16 protein-coding genes are annotated in these 15,861 nt (G+C 60.9%); 9 read left to right on the plus strand and 7 right to left on the minus strand.

What is annotated here, in order from left to right; genetic code table 11:
• Positions 1-9: 9 nt before the first annotated feature.
• A complete protein-coding gene (locus J2W17_RS27135; protein WP_307342047.1) occupies positions 10-1,434 on the minus strand; it encodes a sensor histidine kinase in 1,425 nt (474 codons plus the stop codon).
• Positions 1,421-2,143, minus strand: coding sequence for a response regulator transcription factor (locus tag J2W17_RS27140; protein WP_307342050.1), 723 nt, complete (start codon positions 2,141-2,143; stop codon positions 1,421-1,423). Before J2W17_RS27140 ends, J2W17_RS27135 begins: the two co-directional genes overlap by 14 nt.
• Positions 2,144-2,358: 215 nt before the next feature.
• Between J2W17_RS27140 and J2W17_RS27145 the strand changes: the two genes are divergently transcribed.
• The 4 genes from J2W17_RS27145 (at position 2,359) to J2W17_RS27160 (ending at position 7,231) form a co-directional block, all read left to right on the plus strand.
• Positions 2,359-5,112: a response regulator gene (locus J2W17_RS27145; protein WP_307342053.1), complete on the plus strand. Its 2,754-nt coding sequence runs from the start codon at positions 2,359-2,361 to the stop codon at positions 5,110-5,112.
• Positions 5,113-5,322: 210 nt separating this feature from the next.
• Positions 5,323-6,315 carry a 2-hydroxyacid dehydrogenase gene (locus J2W17_RS27150; RefSeq protein ID WP_307342056.1) on the plus strand — a complete coding sequence of 331 codons (993 nt, stop codon included), beginning with the start codon at positions 5,323-5,325 and terminating at the stop codon, positions 6,313-6,315.
• Between the two features lie 77 nt (positions 6,316-6,392).
• Positions 6,393-6,827: a hypothetical protein gene (locus tag J2W17_RS27155; RefSeq protein ID WP_307342060.1), complete on the plus strand. Its 435-nt coding sequence runs from the start codon at positions 6,393-6,395 to the stop codon at positions 6,825-6,827.
• Positions 6,827-7,231, plus strand: a complete 405-nt coding sequence (locus tag J2W17_RS27160) for an META domain-containing protein (RefSeq protein WP_307342063.1) — start codon at positions 6,827-6,829, stop codon at positions 7,229-7,231. Before J2W17_RS27155 ends, J2W17_RS27160 begins: the two co-directional genes overlap by 1 nt.
• Before the next feature lie 198 nt (positions 7,232-7,429).
• Here J2W17_RS27160 and J2W17_RS27165 read toward each other — a convergent pair whose 3' ends face one another.
• On the minus strand, positions 7,430-7,897 hold the full coding sequence (locus J2W17_RS27165; RefSeq protein ID WP_307342066.1) for a TlpA family protein disulfide reductase: 468 nt from the start codon (positions 7,895-7,897) through the stop codon (positions 7,430-7,432).
• A gap of 114 nt (positions 7,898-8,011) precedes the next feature.
• Here J2W17_RS27165 and arsC point away from each other — a divergent pair, with 114 nt between their 5' ends.
• The 3 genes from arsC to J2W17_RS27180 are packed head-to-tail and all read left to right on the plus strand — an operon-like array spanning position 8,012 to position 9,385.
• A complete protein-coding gene (arsC, locus tag J2W17_RS27170) occupies positions 8,012-8,365 on the plus strand; it encodes an arsenate reductase (glutaredoxin) (protein WP_307342069.1) in 354 nt (117 codons plus the stop codon).
• Positions 8,362-8,958, plus strand: a complete 597-nt coding sequence (wrbA, locus tag J2W17_RS27175; protein ID WP_307342072.1) for an NAD(P)H:quinone oxidoreductase — start codon at positions 8,362-8,364, stop codon at positions 8,956-8,958. The genes arsC and wrbA overlap by 4 nt, the downstream gene beginning before the upstream one ends.
• 1 nt (position 8,959) lies before the next feature.
• Positions 8,960-9,385: a DUF2069 domain-containing protein gene (locus J2W17_RS27180; protein ID WP_154995878.1), complete on the plus strand. Its 426-nt coding sequence runs from the start codon at positions 8,960-8,962 to the stop codon at positions 9,383-9,385.
• Positions 9,386-9,513: 128 nt separating this feature from the next.
• Here the strand turns inward: J2W17_RS27180 and J2W17_RS27185 are convergent, their stop codons facing one another.
• Together J2W17_RS27185 and ttcA are read right to left on the minus strand one after the other, a co-directional pair.
• Positions 9,514-10,188 (minus strand): DNA-3-methyladenine glycosylase I, encoded by a 675-nt coding sequence (locus tag J2W17_RS27185; protein ID WP_307342075.1) that lies wholly within the window; start codon positions 10,186-10,188, stop codon positions 9,514-9,516.
• 147 nt (positions 10,189-10,335) lie between these two features.
• Entirely contained in the window at positions 10,336-11,160 is an 825-nt protein-coding gene (ttcA, locus tag J2W17_RS27190; protein ID WP_307342078.1) for a tRNA 2-thiocytidine(32) synthetase TtcA, read from the minus strand.
• Positions 11,161-11,578: 418 nt separating this feature from the next.
• On the opposite strand from ttcA, the gene J2W17_RS27195 reads away from it, so the two are divergent.
• Both J2W17_RS27195 and J2W17_RS27200 read left to right on the plus strand, forming a co-directional pair.
• Positions 11,579-12,181 carry a Yip1 family protein gene (locus tag J2W17_RS27195; RefSeq protein ID WP_307342081.1) on the plus strand — a complete coding sequence of 201 codons (603 nt, stop codon included), beginning with the start codon at positions 11,579-11,581 and terminating at the stop codon, positions 12,179-12,181.
• Positions 12,182-12,341: 160 nt separating this feature from the next.
• Positions 12,342-12,836, plus strand: a complete 495-nt coding sequence (locus J2W17_RS27200) for a SprT family zinc-dependent metalloprotease (protein ID WP_307342084.1) — start codon at positions 12,342-12,344, stop codon at positions 12,834-12,836.
• Positions 12,837-12,971: 135 nt separating this feature from the next.
• Here the strand turns inward: J2W17_RS27200 and J2W17_RS27205 are convergent, their stop codons facing one another.
• Together J2W17_RS27205 and J2W17_RS27210 are read right to left on the minus strand one after the other, a co-directional pair.
• Positions 12,972-14,153: a CaiB/BaiF CoA transferase family protein gene (locus tag J2W17_RS27205; protein ID WP_307342087.1), complete on the minus strand. Its 1,182-nt coding sequence runs from the start codon at positions 14,151-14,153 to the stop codon at positions 12,972-12,974.
• A 160-nt stretch (positions 14,154-14,313) separates the two neighbouring features.
• Entirely contained in the window at positions 14,314-15,648 is a 1,335-nt protein-coding gene (locus tag J2W17_RS27210) for a dicarboxylate/amino acid:cation symporter (protein ID WP_307342090.1), read from the minus strand.
• Positions 15,649-15,861: the final 213 nt, after the last annotated feature.

The raw sequence follows: 15,861 nt of genomic DNA on the forward strand, positions 1-15,861 counted from the left end.
TCCTGTTGCTCACACAATCTGTGGCCTCCCCGTATCCACTGTGGGAGCGAGCCTGCTCGCGAAGGCGTCATCACTGACACCACCGACATCAGCCACTAACCGCATATTCAGCCGCAACCCCGCCCCAGTGTTCTGCGCCCAAAGACTCCCACCCTGGCGCTGCACCGCATTCCTGGCAATGCTCAACCCTAAGCCGAATCCCCCGTTCCCCGGCCGCGAACCGTCAAGTCGAATGAACGGCGAGAAGATCCGCTCCAGATCTCCCTCCGCCACCCCGCCCCCCTCATCCTCCAGCCACAAATGCCAGAAATCGCCATCACGCCGTCCGTCCAGACGCACGACGCCGCCTTCGGGTGAATGACGGATGGCATTGCGCAGGATATTTTCCAGCGCCTGTGCCAAGGTGTTGAGATTACCGCGCACCCAGCAGGATGAATCCACTGCACATTGCAGCTGGCCTACAGGGCAACAGCTTTCATAGCAGGCGTTTTCCGTGAGCATTTCCCACAGCGCCTGGATCTGGATCGCTTCGTCGGGCAATGGCGCGCGTTCGGTGTCGAGCCAGGCCAGTTGCAAGGTGTCTTCGACCAGGCGCTGCATGCCATCGACTTCCCGGCCGATGCGCTCGCGCAGTTGCTCAAGCCCCTGCTCGCCTTCGCTGGCCACGCGAAGACGGCTGAGCGGGGTGCGCAGTTCGTGGGACAGGTCACGCAGCAATTGTTGTTGCAGGGCAACCGTGCCCTGCAGGCGCTCGGCCATGTGATCGAAAGCCCTGCCCAGTTCCCCCAGTTCATCCGAACGGTTGGTGGTCTGACTCGACAGACGTACGCTCAGTTGATCGGCGCGCCAGGCATTGGCTTGCTCACGCAAACTGTTCAACGGCACCACCAGCAACCGATACAGCCCGACGCACAACAGCAAGGTGAACAGGCCGGGGATGACGCCGTTGGTGATCACCCGCCAGAACACCCTGTAACGTCCGGGCACAAATCGCTGTGGCAACTCGATCACCAGGCTGCCGGCGGACGAATCGCCGGGAAACGGCACCCGTAGCCACGGCCGGCCTTTTTTATGGATGGGCCAGTCCAGGCCGCGCAGAAAGGTCAGGCGCTGGAGATCCTTGTCCGATAGTGGCAGGCTGCTCAACGACTGCAAATCGCTGCCAATGACCCCCACCCAGCTCGCTTCGCGTTGTTGCATGCCCTGCAGCCATGCGTCGACGCCAGCGTGCTGCCCCTGCTGCCACGCCTGCTCGGCCTCGGCGGCATAGCGCGTCAAAGTGCCTCGGGCGTCATCCGACATGAACTGGTTTCGCTTTTCCATGTAGCGGCCCCAGGACCAGCTCAACCAGATCATCAACAGACAGAACGCCACCAACAGACACGCCAGCTTCCAGAACAGCGAATGCCGGCCCGGCAGATCAGACCATTTCATCGACAGCACTCAATACATAGCCCTTGCCCCACACCGTGCGCACCTCCCGCTCGGTGTAGCCGATAACCTTGAGCTTGCGACGGATCTGGCTGATGTGCATGTCGAGGCTGCGGTCGTGGGCCGCGTAACCGCGTTGCAGCACATGCTGATAAAGGAAGGCCTTGCTCAGCACCTCATCGCCATTGCGGTTCAGCGTTTCCAGCAACCGATACTCGCTGCGGGTCAGGCCGGCAGCCTGTGCGCAGTAAAAGACGTCAAACAGCTCCTCATCGAAGCGCAAGCTATCGGCCGAAGGGGCGATCGATGCGGGCGCCGGCCGCCGGTCGAGCGCCACCCGCCGCAGGATCGCTTCGATGCGCACCCGCAACTCCGCCATGCTGAAGGGCTTGGGCAAATAATCATCGGCGCCCAGGCGAAAGCCGCTGATGCGATCCGCCTCGGCCCCGAGGGCGGACATCAGCACCACCGGAGTCGAATGGCTCCGGCGCAACTGCGTCAGCACGTTCAACCCGTCCATGCCCGGCAACAGAATGTCCATCAGCACCACGTCGAAGGCTTGCTGGCGGGCAATGGCCAGGCCTTCCTGGCCGTTCTGACACCAGGTCACCTGAAACCCGCAACGTCCCAGGTGCTCATGGACATAGGCACCGAGCACGAGGTCGTCTTCGATGGAAAGGATGCGCGGATGGCCAACAGAGATGGGATTCATGAGTATCTGCAAATAATTCTCAGTTGGCGATTATTCAAGATTGCCTCGCCAGGGGCAACCCAAGGTTTGCCCGCGACGCAAAAGCAGGGGTGCAGCCGACGAATGACTGCTTCAAATTTTACCAGGATGGCCCGCGATCAAATCGCTACACTGCGCAGGTGGTGCGTGCCGCACGTAGTGCAGGTCATTTGAATAGCGGGATGCAGGAGAGAGGCGTGCTCAAGAAACTGGGAATCAAAGGCCGCGTGCTGTTGCTGACTCTGCTACCGACCAGCCTGATGGCGTTGGTACTGGGTGGCTACTTTACCTGGATGCAGCAGTCCGACCTGCAAGCCCAACTCATGCAGCGTGGCGAAATGATCGCCGAACAACTGGCGCCCCTGGTGGCACCGGCCATGGGTCACCAGAACAGCGACCTGCTGGAGCGCATCGCCACCCAGTCACTGGAGCAGCCGGACGTTCGCGCAGTGACCTTCCTCGCGCCCGACCGCACGCTACTGGCCCATGCTGGCCCGATCATGCTCAACCCCGCCCCTCTGGGCGATGGTTCGCAGATGCTGCACCGCAGCGGCAACGATGCGACTCGCTACCTGCTGCCGGTCTTCGGCAAGCATCGTAATATGGCCGGCGACCTGATCCCCGATGAAGCCGACCGCCTGCTCGGCTGGGTGGAACTCGAACTGTCCCACAACGGCATGCTGCTGCGCGGCTACCGCAGCCTGTTCGCCAGCCTGCTGCTGATCGCCGCGGGCCTGGGCGGTGCGGCACTGCTGGCGTTGCGCATGGGCCGCACCATCAACCGGCCGCTGAGCCAGATCAAGCAAGCCGTGACGCAACTCAAGGACGGGCACCTGGAAACCCGCCTGCCGCCCCTGGGCAGTCAGGAGCTGGATGAACTGGCATCCGGCATCAACCGCATGGCCGGCACCCTGCAAAATGCCCAGGAAGAATTGCAACACAGCATCGACCAGGCCACAGAAGACGTGCGCCAGAATCTGGAAACCATCGAAATCCAGAACATCGAGCTCGACCTGGCACGCAAGGAAGCCCTGGAGGCCAGCCGGATCAAATCCGAATTCCTGGCCAACATGAGCCATGAAATCCGCACGCCGCTCAACGGCATACTCGGCTTCACCCACCTGCTGCAAAAAAGCGAGCTGACCCCGCGCCAGCTCGACTATCTGGGTACTATCGAAAAGTCGGCCGACAGCCTGCTGGGGATCATCAACGAGATCCTCGACTTTTCCAAGATCGAGGCCGGCAAACTGGTACTCGATCATATTCCGTTCAATCTGCGCGACCTGTTGCAGGACACCCTGACCATCCTCGCCCCGGCCGCCCACGCCAAACAGCTGGAGCTGGTGAGCCTGGTGTATCGCGACACGCCGCTGTCGCTGGTGGGCGATCCGCTGCGGCTCAAGCAGATCCTCACCAACCTGGTCAGCAACGCGATCAAATTCACCCGCGAAGGCACCATTGTCGCCCGGGCCATGCTCGAAGAAGAGCATGAGGACAGCGTGCAGTTGCGTATCAGCATCCAGGACACCGGCATCGGCCTGTCGAACCAGGACGTGCGCGCGCTGTTCCAGGCGTTCAGCCAGGCCGACAACTCGCTGTCCCGGCAGCCTGGCGGCACCGGTCTCGGGCTGGTGATTTCCAAGCGCCTGATCGAACAGATGGGCGGCGAGATAGGGGTCGACAGCACACCGGGCGAAGGTTCGGAGTTCTGGATCAGCCTGAGCCTGCCCAAAACCCGCGACGACGCCGAAGACCTGCCCGGCCCACCCCTGCTTGGACGCCGGGTGGCGGTGCTGGAAAACCACGAGCTGGCCCGTCAGGCGCTACAGCATCAACTGGAAGATTGCGGCCTCGAAGTCACCCCGTTCAACACCCTGGAAAGCCTGACCAATGGCGTGACCGGCGCCCATCAGACCGATCAGGCGATTGACCTGGCGGTGCTGGGCATCACCAGCAACGACATGCCGCCGGAGCGCCTCAACCAGCACATCTGGGACCTCGAACACCTGGGCTGCAAAGTGCTGGTGCTGTGCCCGACCACCGAACAGACGCTGTTCCACCTTTCGGTCCCCAACCCCCACAGCCAGCTCCAGGCCAAACCGGCCTGTACCCGCAAGCTGCGACGGGCCCTGTCCGATCTGGTCAACCCGCGCCAGTTGCGTAGCGAGCCGGGCGAACCGCTGTCCAGCCGTGCGCCGAAGGTACTGTGCGTGGACGACAACCCTGCCAACCTGTTGCTGGTGCAGACCCTGCTCGAAGACATGGGTGCCAAGGTGCTTGCCGTGGAAAGCGGTTACGCCGCGGTCAAGGCGGTGCAGAGCGAGACATTCGATCTGGTGTTGATGGACGTGCAAATGCCCGGCATGGACGGGCGCCAGAGCACCGAGTCGATTCGCCAGTGGGAAGGCGATCGGCATCGCACGCCGTTGCCGATCGTGGCCCTCACCGCCCACGCCATGGCCAACGAAAAACGCGCATTGCTGCAAAGCGGCATGGACGATTACCTGACCAAACCGATCAGCGAACGGCAACTGGCGCAGGTGGTGTTGAAGTGGACCGGCCTGGCGCTGCGCAATCATGGGCCGGAGCGTTCCAGCGACCGCCATGGCGGCGACCTTGAGTTGCAGGTGCTCGATCATGAAGAAGGTTTACGCCTGGCCGCCGGCAAGGCTGATCTGGCGGCGGACATGCTGGCGATGCTGTTGGCGTCGTTGGAAGCCGACCGCGAAGCCATCCGCAGCGCTCGGGAAACCAACGATCAGAACGCCCTGATCGAGCGCGTTCATCGTCTGCATGGCGCGACCCGCTATTGCGGCGTGCCGCAACTGCGCGCCGCCTGCCAGCGCAGCGAAACCCTGCTCAAGCAACAAGACCCGAAAGCACCCGGCGCCCTGGAAGAGCTCGACCGGGCGATCAACCGCCTGGCTGCCCATGCCCGTATCAATGCCTGAACCGACCCGTTACCGCGCCCCCCCTGTAGGAGCTGGCTTGCCAGCGAAGGCGCCCTCAAGAACAACGCTGAATTTCAGGACCCTTTCGCTGCGGTGCGGCGATCCGACAAGCCAGCTCCTACAGGAGGCGGCCTCAAGAACAACGCTGAATTTGAGGGCCACTTCGCTGGCGAGCCAGCTCCTACAGGGGACCGGAACAAGGAGGAAATCATGCGCACGATTCTTTTCAGCAGTCAGACCTACGACCGCGACAGCTTTCTCGCCGCCACCCTGCCCGCCGGCATCGAGTTGCACTTTCAATCGGCGCGATTGAGCCTCGATACGGCGGCGCTGGCGGCGCACCATGAGGTGGTCTGCGCGTTCATCAATGACGACCTCAGCGCCCCGGTGCTCGAACGCCTGGCCGCCGGCGGCACTCGACTGATTGCCCTGCGTTCGGCCGGCTACAACCATGTCGACCTGGCCGTGGCCAAGCGGCTGGGACTGACCATCGTGCGGGTCCCGGCCTACTCGCCCCATGCGGTGGCCGAACACGCGGTAGCGCTGATCCTGGCGCTCAACCGCCGTCTTCATCGCGCCTACAACCGCACCCGCGAAGGCGATTTCACCCTGCATGGCCTGACCGGCTTCGACCTGGTAGACAAGACCGTCGGCGTGGTCGGCACCGGACAGATCGGTGCGACCTTCGCCAAGATCATGAATGGCTTTGGCTGTCGGCTGGTGGCGTACGATCCCTTCCCCAACCCTCAGGTCGAGGCCCTCGGCGCCCGCTACTTGAGTTTGCCGCAATTGTTGGACGAATCGCAGATCATCAGCCTGCATTGCCCGCTCAACGAACAGAGCAAACACTTGATCAACCGCGAGTCACTGGCACAGATGCAAACCGGCGCGATGCTGATCAATACCGGTCGCGGCGGCCTGGTGGATACCCCCGCGCTGATCGACGCGTTGAAAGACGGGCAATTGGGATATCTGGGACTGGACGTATATGAAGAGGAGGCGCAGCTGTTCTTCGAGGACCGCTCCGATCTGCCGTTGCAGGACGATGTGCTGGCGCGCCTGCTGACGTTTCCCAACGTGATCATTACCGCACACCAGGCCTTCCTGACCCGCGAAGCCCTGGCCGCCATTGCCGCGACCACCCTGCAGAACATCGCGGCCTGGGCTGTCGGCAATACCCGGAATCAGGTTGATGGCGGCTGAACCAGATCGAAGGTCATTCGCCCGCGCAGTGCTGCGTTGATGTCCGTGCTAGCATGCCGCGCATATTTGGAGGACCCATGGTCGAACACGATTTCCGCTATAGCCTGATGAACCCGCAACACACCCTCACCGAATGCCGCGCCCTGGTCCCGGGGCGTTATCAAGTCACCGGCAACGGCGGCTCGATTCGCAATAACGACGTGTTGGTCGTGACCCTCAAAGGCAGCAAGGACTTGTCCATGCGCCTGACCGTCGAAACGGTACGCCACCTGATCAACCCGCCGGGCCAATGGGTCGCGGTGGCCAGTGGCCCGGTGTTCGGCGAACTGGCGATCCACACCTGGAACGTCAACTGCGACAGCTGCGCCAAAGCGCTGAGCTTCGAATTCGCAGTCGACGCCAAGCTGGGCAACAAGGCCGAAAAACCGGCTGCCACCGCGCGGATTGCCGAGTTGGGCTGGACCACTGCCGGCGAGAAGCACCTGTGCCCGACGTGCCAGGAGCCTGCGTGATGAAACGCCTTGTTCTGAGCGCCATGGTTGGCGCCAGCCTGCTGGGCTGCGCCGCGGAACCGGTGAAGTTGCAACAGAACCGCAGCTACATACTGGAGTGGATTGGCGAACGTCCGTTGATGGATTACAGCCACCTGACCATCACCCTCGGTGAAGACGGTCGGGCCTACGGCAACGGCGGCTGCAACCATTGGTTCGCGCCGTACACCCTGGACGGCGACAAGCTGAGCTTCGGCAAGGTCGGCAGCACCCGCAAAATGTGTGCGCCGGCGTTGATGGAGCAGGAGAAGCGGTTCCTCCAGGCGCTGGAAAACGTACAGCGCTGGGACGTTTCGCCGATCGACCAGATGCGTTTCTGGCCGGCAGAAGGCAAGCCGTTGCGCTGGTGGCTGGAAGAGGGTTGATCCGACGCCCCCCTGTAGGAGCCGGCTTGCTGGCGAAGGCAGTGTGTCAGGCAACATAAATGTTGGCTGTTGCGCCGCAACCCTGTAGGAGCCGGCTTGCTGGCGATAGCGGTGTACCAGGCGACATGTATGTTGGCCATTCCGCCGCCTTCGCCAGCAAGCCGGCTCCTACAGGGGATTTCAGCTGCGCACGGACGATCAGTTGTCAGCCTGCAACGACTCCAGCTTCGCCATCACCCCCGCCGCCGTCTGCTCGCCCATCAACTGCTCCCGCACCTTGCCCTTGTCATCGATGATGTAGGTCACCGGCAATGCCTCACTGCGCGGCAGTTCGAACAGGTCGGCCGGGTCTTGAGCCAGCACGGTGAACCTGATCCCCAGTTTCTCGCTGGCGCTCCTGAGCTCTTCACCCTGCACATTGTCGAAATTGACGCCGAACACCCCGATTTGCTTGTCCTTGAGCTGTTCGGCCAGCACGTTCAATTCGGGGATTTCGGTACGGCATGGCCCGCACCATTCGGCCCAATAGTTGAGCACCAGCCATTGCTTGTCCAGACGCTCGGCAGCGATCTTCCGACCGTTCTGGTCGATGCCATAGTCGTTGCCACAGCCCCCTAGCACTAACGCCCCGATGATCGCCAACGCCGCTGCCAGTCGTCTTGTCATGTCGTGATCCTTGTCGAAAAAAGAATACTGCCGCGACCCATTGCCTCCCAAGGTTCTGGATTACGCGCTGCCCAGTTAGAATAGCCGCCACCTTACGCAAGATGCGACCCGCACATGACCGATCTGACGCTTTATCACAACCCGCGCTGCTCGAAATCCCGCGGTGCGCTCGAACTGCTGGAAGCCCGGGGTCTGACCCCTACCGTGGTCCGCTACCTGGAAACCCCGCTGGACGCCGGGCAAATCCAGCGCCTGCTGACCAAGCTTGGCCTCAGCGCCCGGCAACTGCTGCGCACCGGCGAGGACGAGTACAAGACCCTCAACCTGGCCGACAGCAACCTGAGCGAGGCGCAATTGATCGCCGCCATCGCCGCGCACCCCAAACTCATGGAGCGACCGATTCTCGAAGCCGGCGAAAAAGCCATCATCGGCCGTCCGCCGGAGAATGTGCTGGAGCTGCTGCCGTGAGCGCACCCTATATCCTGGTCCTGTATTACAGCCGCAGCGGTTCGACCAATGAAATGGCCCGGCAGATCGCCCGGGGCGTCGAGAAGGCCGGTCTTGAAGCCCGGTTGCGCACGGTACCGCCGATTTCGACCGAATGCGAAGCCGTGTCGCCGGACATCCCCGACGAAGGTGCGCTGTACGCCAGCCTCGACGACCTGAAAAACTGCGCGGGCCTGGCCATGGGCAGTCCGACCCGGTTCGGCAATATGGCAGCGCCACTCAAATACTTTCTCGACGGCACGAGCAACCTGTGGCTGACCGGCGCACTGGTGGGCAAACCGGCCGGGGTGTTCACCTCCACCGCGAGCCTGCATGGCGGCCAGGAAACCACATTGCTGTCGATGATGTTGCCACTGCTGCACCACGGCATGCTGATCACCGGCCTGCCTTACAGCGAATCGGCCCTGCTGGAAACCCGCGGCGGCGGCACGCCTTATGGCGCCAGTCACCACGCCGGAGCCGACGGCAAAAGCGGCTTGAATGAACATGAAGTAGCGCTGTGCCGAGCCTTGGGTCTGCGCCTGGCCCGCACTGCACAGAAACTGGAGAGCTGAGGTGGCCAAAAAGCCGAAGATTCTGCCCTCCATCCAATGGCTGGAACCTCGCGTACGAGCGATGCGAGTCATCAGCCTGCTGTGTTTTTTCGGCCTGCTGGGGCTGCTGTGCGCCTACTACCTGGTCGTCGCCGACCTGCACGGCGCACGGCCCTGGGTCATTCTGCTGATCGAACTGGTGCCGCTGCTGTTGCTGGCGCCGGGCATGATCATTGGCAGCCCGCGCGGGCATTCGTGGATGTGCTTTGTGGTGAACCTGTACTTCATCAAGGGCGCATTGGCCGCGTTCGATCCGAACCGGCAGCTGTTCGGTTTGCTGGAGATGGGGGCGAGCCTGGCGGTGTTCTGCTCGGCGCTGTTGTATGTGCGGTGGCGCTTTCAGTTGAATCGCAGGTTGGCGGGGGAAGGTGAGATCTCGGTCGCCTGATCTGACGCCATCGCCGGCAAGCCGGCTCCCACAAGTATTGGTTTTGAACACAAGATTTGTGAACAACATCGGTCACTGTGGGAGCGGGCTTGGTCCGGGCGGCGTTCCGACGAAGGCCGCGACTCGGTTTAATGATTCACGGTGTAAGCCAGCATCATCGAAATCTGGCTCATCGCCCGCCCGCCACTCTCTTCATGCCACTGGTTGAACACGTTCTGCACCGTGGCCAGGTCCCGCAGACTGGTCGGCACCTTGTCGACAATCTTCTGCGCGTTCAACGCCGCCACCACATCATAGCTCGGCACAAAGGTATCCTTGCCGACCATGCGCAGGAATCGCGGCGCCGATAACCCGCCCAACTGATGCCCGTGCTTTTTCAGGTAAGTCCACAGGCCGACGATATCGGTCACCGGCCACTCTGCGATCAAGGCGCCGAAGCTGCCCTTCTCATGGGCCACATCAAGGATGAACTGTGCATTGCGCGGCACGCTCTTGAGCTTGCCCAGGTGCCGGATAATCCGCGCATCCTGCATCAACCGCTCCAGGTGTTCGGCGCTCATCAGCACCACTTTTTCCGGGTCGAATCTGAAGAACACCTCTTCGAACGACGGCCATTTGGCGTCCACCAGGCTGTGCTTGAGCCCGGCACGGAACACCCGCAGCGCCATGGTCGACAGGTAACGGTCATCACTGATCTTGCGCAATTGTGCCGGGGTCTTGGGAACGGGCAGATGGGCTTCCAGTTCAGCTGCTGAACCGAAGCGGTTCAGACAGTATTCGTGCAGCCACTTGTAATCGCGCATGCCCTCTCCTGAGGATTGAAAAATGAACTGCCAACTTGTGACAAAACTTGTGGGAGCCAGCCTGCTGGCGATGAAGGGGTGTCAGACAACAATGATGTGCCTGACACTCCGCCATCGCCAGCAGGCTGGCTCCCACAGTAATAGCGCTTAGAGGTTAACCACGTTGACGAACCGCGAAGCGGCAGATTCGTCGATCTTGAGGCTGGCGAAGTCGAACAGGTTGCGGTCCGCCAGTTGCGAGGGAATCACGTTCTGCAGGCTGCGGAAAATGCTTTCAGTGCGGCCCGGGGTCTTGCGTTCCCACTCCTGGAGCATGTCCTTGACCACCTGACGCTGCAGGTTTTCCTGGGAACCACAGAGGTTGCACGGGATGATCGGGAATTGCTTGAAGTCGGAGTAGGCCTGGATGTCTTTTTCGTTGCAGTAGGCCAGCGGGCGGATCACCACGTTACGACCGTCGTCGGCCCGCAGCTTCGGCGGCATGGCCTTGAGCGATCCATTGAAGAACATGTTCAGGAAGAAGGTCTCGACGATGTCGTCGCGGTGGTGACCGAGCGCCATCTTGGTCGCGCCGATTTCGTCGGCGAAGGTATAGAGCGTGCCACGACGCAGACGTGAGCACAGCGAACAGGTGGTCTTGCCTTCCGGAATCAACTCCTTGACCACCGAGTAAGTGTCTTTCTCGACGATGTGGTACTCGATACCCAGCGTCTTGAGGTAAGCCGGCAGTACGTGCTCCGGGAAGCCCGGCTGCTTCTGGTCCATGTTCACGGCCACGATCTCGAAGCGGATCGGTGCAACCTTCTGCAAATGCATCAGCACGTCGAGCATGGTGTAGCTGTCCTTGCCGCCGGACAGGCAGACCATGACCTTGTCGCCGTCTTCAATCATATTGAAGTCGGCGACAGCCTCACCGGCCTGGCGGCGAAGGCGCTTTTGCAGTTTGTTCTGGTTGACCGTGAGAGTGCCCATGACGCGAAATCCGTGAGGTGTGTCGAAAGCCCGGCATTTTACGCAAAAACCCTTCCGGGGCGAAGTGCTCGGGGCATGCACTTTTTTCTGAGTTGAGGCTATCCCTGTGGCGAGGAAGCTTGCTCCCGCTTGAGTGCGAAGCACTCACCATGGGATCGGTGCCATATGGTTTTTGGGCCGCTTCGTGACCAGCGGGAGCAAGCTCACTCGCCACAGGTAAGACCCGGCACAATCCTTACGGCGATTAGCGCCACCCTTTACAGCGCGATTTGCTCTAAGCCCCCCGTACCTGCGCGGATAAGACCTTTCTATACTGCGACATAAGGTCGCATACATATCCAGACCTTTCCTTACTCGGCCACCTTGGCCCGTAGGCGCTCCACTGGGGGGCGAAGGTAAAACAAGAGGAGTGACTGGCATGATCCATCACGTAGTGGGGCTATTCACCCACCCTGACCAAGAATGGAAAGAAATTCGTGGCGACCAGGAGGAAAGCATCAGCCACATGTACCTGACGCACACGCTCATCCTGGCGGCCATCCCGGCGGTGTCGGCGTTTATCGGTACCACACAGGTCGGCTGGGTCATCGGCAATCGTACGCCGGTGATGTTGACGACGGAGAGTGCGCTATGGATGACGATCATGTCGTACCTGGCGATGCTTGGCGGCGTAGCGGTGATGGGCGCGTTCATCCACTGGATGGCCCGTACCTATGATGCCAATCCAAGCCTGGCCCGCTGCGTCGCGTTTGCGACTTATACTGCGACTCCGCTGTTCATTGGCGGCCTGGCGGCGCTTTACCCGCACATGTGGCTGGGGATGATCGTCGGCACCGCGGCCATCTGCTACACGGTGTACCTGCTATATGTCGGGCTGCCGACGTTCATGAACATTCCGTCGGACGAAGGATTCCTGTTTTCGAGTTCGGTGCTCGCCGTGGGTCTGGTGGTGCTGGTAGCCATCATGGCGTTCACCGTGATTGTCTGGGGACTCGGCGTGGGGCCGGTCTATACCAACTGACAAGACTGCTATCTAAAAACCAGATCTGCCAACACAGGCCGCCACCAGGCGGCCTTTTAACGTGTTCAGGACATTGAGCGGTGGTGACCATTCGGCGCCTGGACGATTCGCAAGTCCTGAGGGTTGCGGCATACTCGACGTCTCTGGAGATCCATCAAGCATGCCCGAGCAACTCAATACCCGCGTCGAAGACTGTTTCCAACAAGCTGAATCCTTTTTCAAACGACCTTTCAAACGCCCTGTGGTGAGTCTCAAGCTGCGCGGGCAAAAAGCCGGTGTCGCGCACTTGCACGAGAACATGCTGCGTTTCAATCCGCAGCTGTACAGGGAAAACACCGAAGATTTTCTTAAACAGACCGTGGCTCACGAAGTTGCGCACCTGATCGCTCATCAGTTGTTCGGCGACCGCATCCAGCCCCATGGCGAAGAGTGGCAACTGATCATGCGTGGCGTGTACGAACTGCCGCCCAATCGCTGTCATACCTACGACGTCAAACGCCGCAGGGTGACCCGCTACATCTACAAATGCCCATGCGCCGACAGCGATTTCCCCTTTTCGGCGCAGCGCCATGGGCTGGTGCGGCAAGGCCGGCGGTATTTGTGCCGGCGCTGTCGGAGCACCCTGGTGTTCAGTGGGGAGATGCGGGTCGAGTAGTGAGACTTGTGGTGCCTGTACTGGCCTCTTCGCGGGCAAGCCCGCTCCCACAGGATCTGTGTCGTACACAAAATCTGCAAACGGCACTGCCCCTGTGGGAGCGGGCTTGCCCGCGAAGAGAGGCCGGTACAGGCTCTAGATAATTACCCTGGCCCGCCGCAACTCTTCGATCCGCTCAACGCTATACCCCAACTCCCCCAACACCTCGTCGGTATGCTCACCCAGCACCGCGCCGATATGTCGCGGCTCGGGCAACCCGTCCGAAAATTTTAACGGACAGGCCATTTGCGCCTGGGTGGAACCATCGCTGCGCGGCACTTCAGTGACCAACTGCCGCGATCGCAATTGAGGGTGGCGAACCGCTTCGCCCAGCGTCAATACCGGTTCGACACAGGCATCGAGTTCGGCAAACAGCGCGCACAACTCACCAAAGTCGTGTTTCTCGAATTCAGTCTTCAACGCTTCCTTGAGTTTCTTCTGCTGCGCCGGTTCCGGCGACAAGCCCAAGGTCGCCAGCTCCTCCAGCCCCAGCGCCGTACACATTTGTTTCATGAACGCCGGCTCCAGGCTGCCCACTGATAACCAGCGGCCATCACGCGTGCGGTAATAGTCGTAGAAGCTGCCGCCGTTGAGCATCTGGTTTTCCGGGTGCGGCTCCGCGCCACAGGCCAGGTAGCCGGCGCCGGCCAAGGCGTTCAGACTGAACACGCAATCGGTCATGCTCACATCAAGATATTGCCCTGACCCACTGTGTTGACGGGCGATCACCGCAGCCAACAGGCCAATCACCCCGTGCAAAGAACCGCCGGCGACATCCGCCACTTGCATGCCCAACGGCAAGGGGCCGCTGTCGGTGCGACCGGTGTAACTGGCCAGCCCCGCCAGCGCCAGGTAATTGATGTCATGGCCGGCGCGGTCCTTGTACGGACCGGTCTGGCCGTAACCGGTGATCGAGACGTAGATCAGTTTCGGATTGATCGCCTTGAGGGCTTCATAACCCAGGCCCAGACGCTCCATCACGCCGGGGCGGAACTGCTCCAGCACGATGTCGTAGTCCTGCAGCAGCTGCTTGATCACCTCCAGCGCTTCAGGCTGCTTGAGGTCCAGCGCCAGGCTGCGCTTGTTGCGATTGAGGTAGGCGTGGCTGGCCGAGACACCCTGGTCATGGGGCGGCAGCACCCGCAACAGGTCCATGCGGCTCGGCGATTCGATACGCAACACCTCGGCGCCCATGTCCGCCAGCAACAACGAGGCAAAGGGCCCCGGCAACAATGTAGAGAAATCCAGAATCTTGAGTGATGCCAGCGGACCGATCATGGGTCTTCTCCGTAAGCCATACCCCCAGACTAGGCAGCCATTGGCATTGCGGCAATCACCTTTTGTATCAGTTGCGCTGACCGTTGCGCTCAAATCGCGCCCACGAAAAACCCGCCGGAGCGGGTTTATCGTTGCAGCCTGAACAGTGGTGGAGCGAGCGTTACTTGACGCTGGTCGGAGTTGGGCCTTCGGCCACGCCCAAATCATCTTCTTCACGCTCGTCGGCGATACCGCGACCACCGGAAGCCAGTTCGGCTTGCATCACATCGACATCCAGTTCCTTGACCCACTTGGCCACCACCAGGGTCGCCACGGCATTGCCCACCAGGTTGGTCAGGGCACGGGCTTCGGACATGAAGCGGTCGATACCGAGAATCAACGCCAGGCCGGCAACCGGCAGATGGCCGACCGCAGACAGGGTTGCAGCCAGCACGATGAAGCCACTACCGGTCACGCCCGCAGCGCCTTTGGAAGACAGCAGCAATACCACCAGCAGCGTGATCTGGTGCGTGATGTCCATGTGCGTGTCGGTGGCCTGGGCAATAAATACCGCCGCCATGGTCAGGTAGATCGCGGTACCGTCGAGGTTGAACGAGTAACCGGTCGGGATCACCAGGCCTACAACGGATTTCTGCGCGCCCAGACGCTCCATCTTGATCAGCATGCGTGGCAATACCGATTCCGAGGAGGAAGTGCCCAGCACGATCAGCAGCTCTTCACGGATATAACGGATCACTTTCAGCACGCTGAAGCCGTGAGCACGGGCGATACCGCCCAACACCACCAGGACGAACAGCAGGCAGGTGATGTAGAAGCAGGCCATCAACTGACCCAGTTGCACCAGCGAGCCGACACCGTAGGCGCCGATGGTGAACGCCATGGCACCGAAAGCACCGATTGGCGCGAGCTTCATGATCATGTTGATGATGTTGAACATCACGTGGGCGAAGCGATCGATGAAGTCCAGGATCGGCTTGCCGTAGGCACCCAGGCGATGCAGGGCGAAACCGAAGATCACCGAGAACATCAGCACTTGCAGGATGTCACCCGTGGCGAACGCGCCGACGATGGTGGACGGGATGACATTCAGGAGGAAGCCGACAACACTCTGATCGGCACCGGCCGCGACATACTGAGCAACCTTGGAGGCATCGAGGGTGGTGACGTCGATGTGCATGCCGGCACCAGGCTGCACGATATTGACCACCACCAGACCGACCAGCAATGCGATGGTCGAAACGATTTCGAAGTACAACAGCGCGTAACCGCCGGTCTTGCCGACCGACTTCATGTTCTGCATGCCGGCGATACCGCTGACAACGGTGCAGAAGATAATAGGCGCGATGATCATTTTGATCAGCTTGATGAACCCGTCACCCAGCGGCTTGAGGGCCACACCAGTCTGCGGGTAGAAGTGACCAAGCAGGATGCCGATGGCGATAGCAACGATTACCTGGAAATACAGGGATTTATACAGTGGCTGACGAGTCGTCATTGCAAAGTTCCTCAAGAGCGTCCCGCGACAACCTCCATCTGTTGTCGACGACACCTCATTTGCGAACCCTCCTGCACTGGAGGGATTTGTTTTGTCGAGCTGCGCAACGGCAGGCATCTGCTGGTTGTATCGCAAGGCCCGTGCCACCTTTGGAGAAATGTCCTACAGCCTTATTACATCAAGGGTTACAGGTTTTTCCTGGGCTCAGGACAG

This window comes from Pseudomonas lini, assembly GCF_030812475.1.
GTDB classification, from domain to species: Bacteria; Pseudomonadota; Gammaproteobacteria; order Pseudomonadales; family Pseudomonadaceae; genus Aquipseudomonas; species Aquipseudomonas lini_A.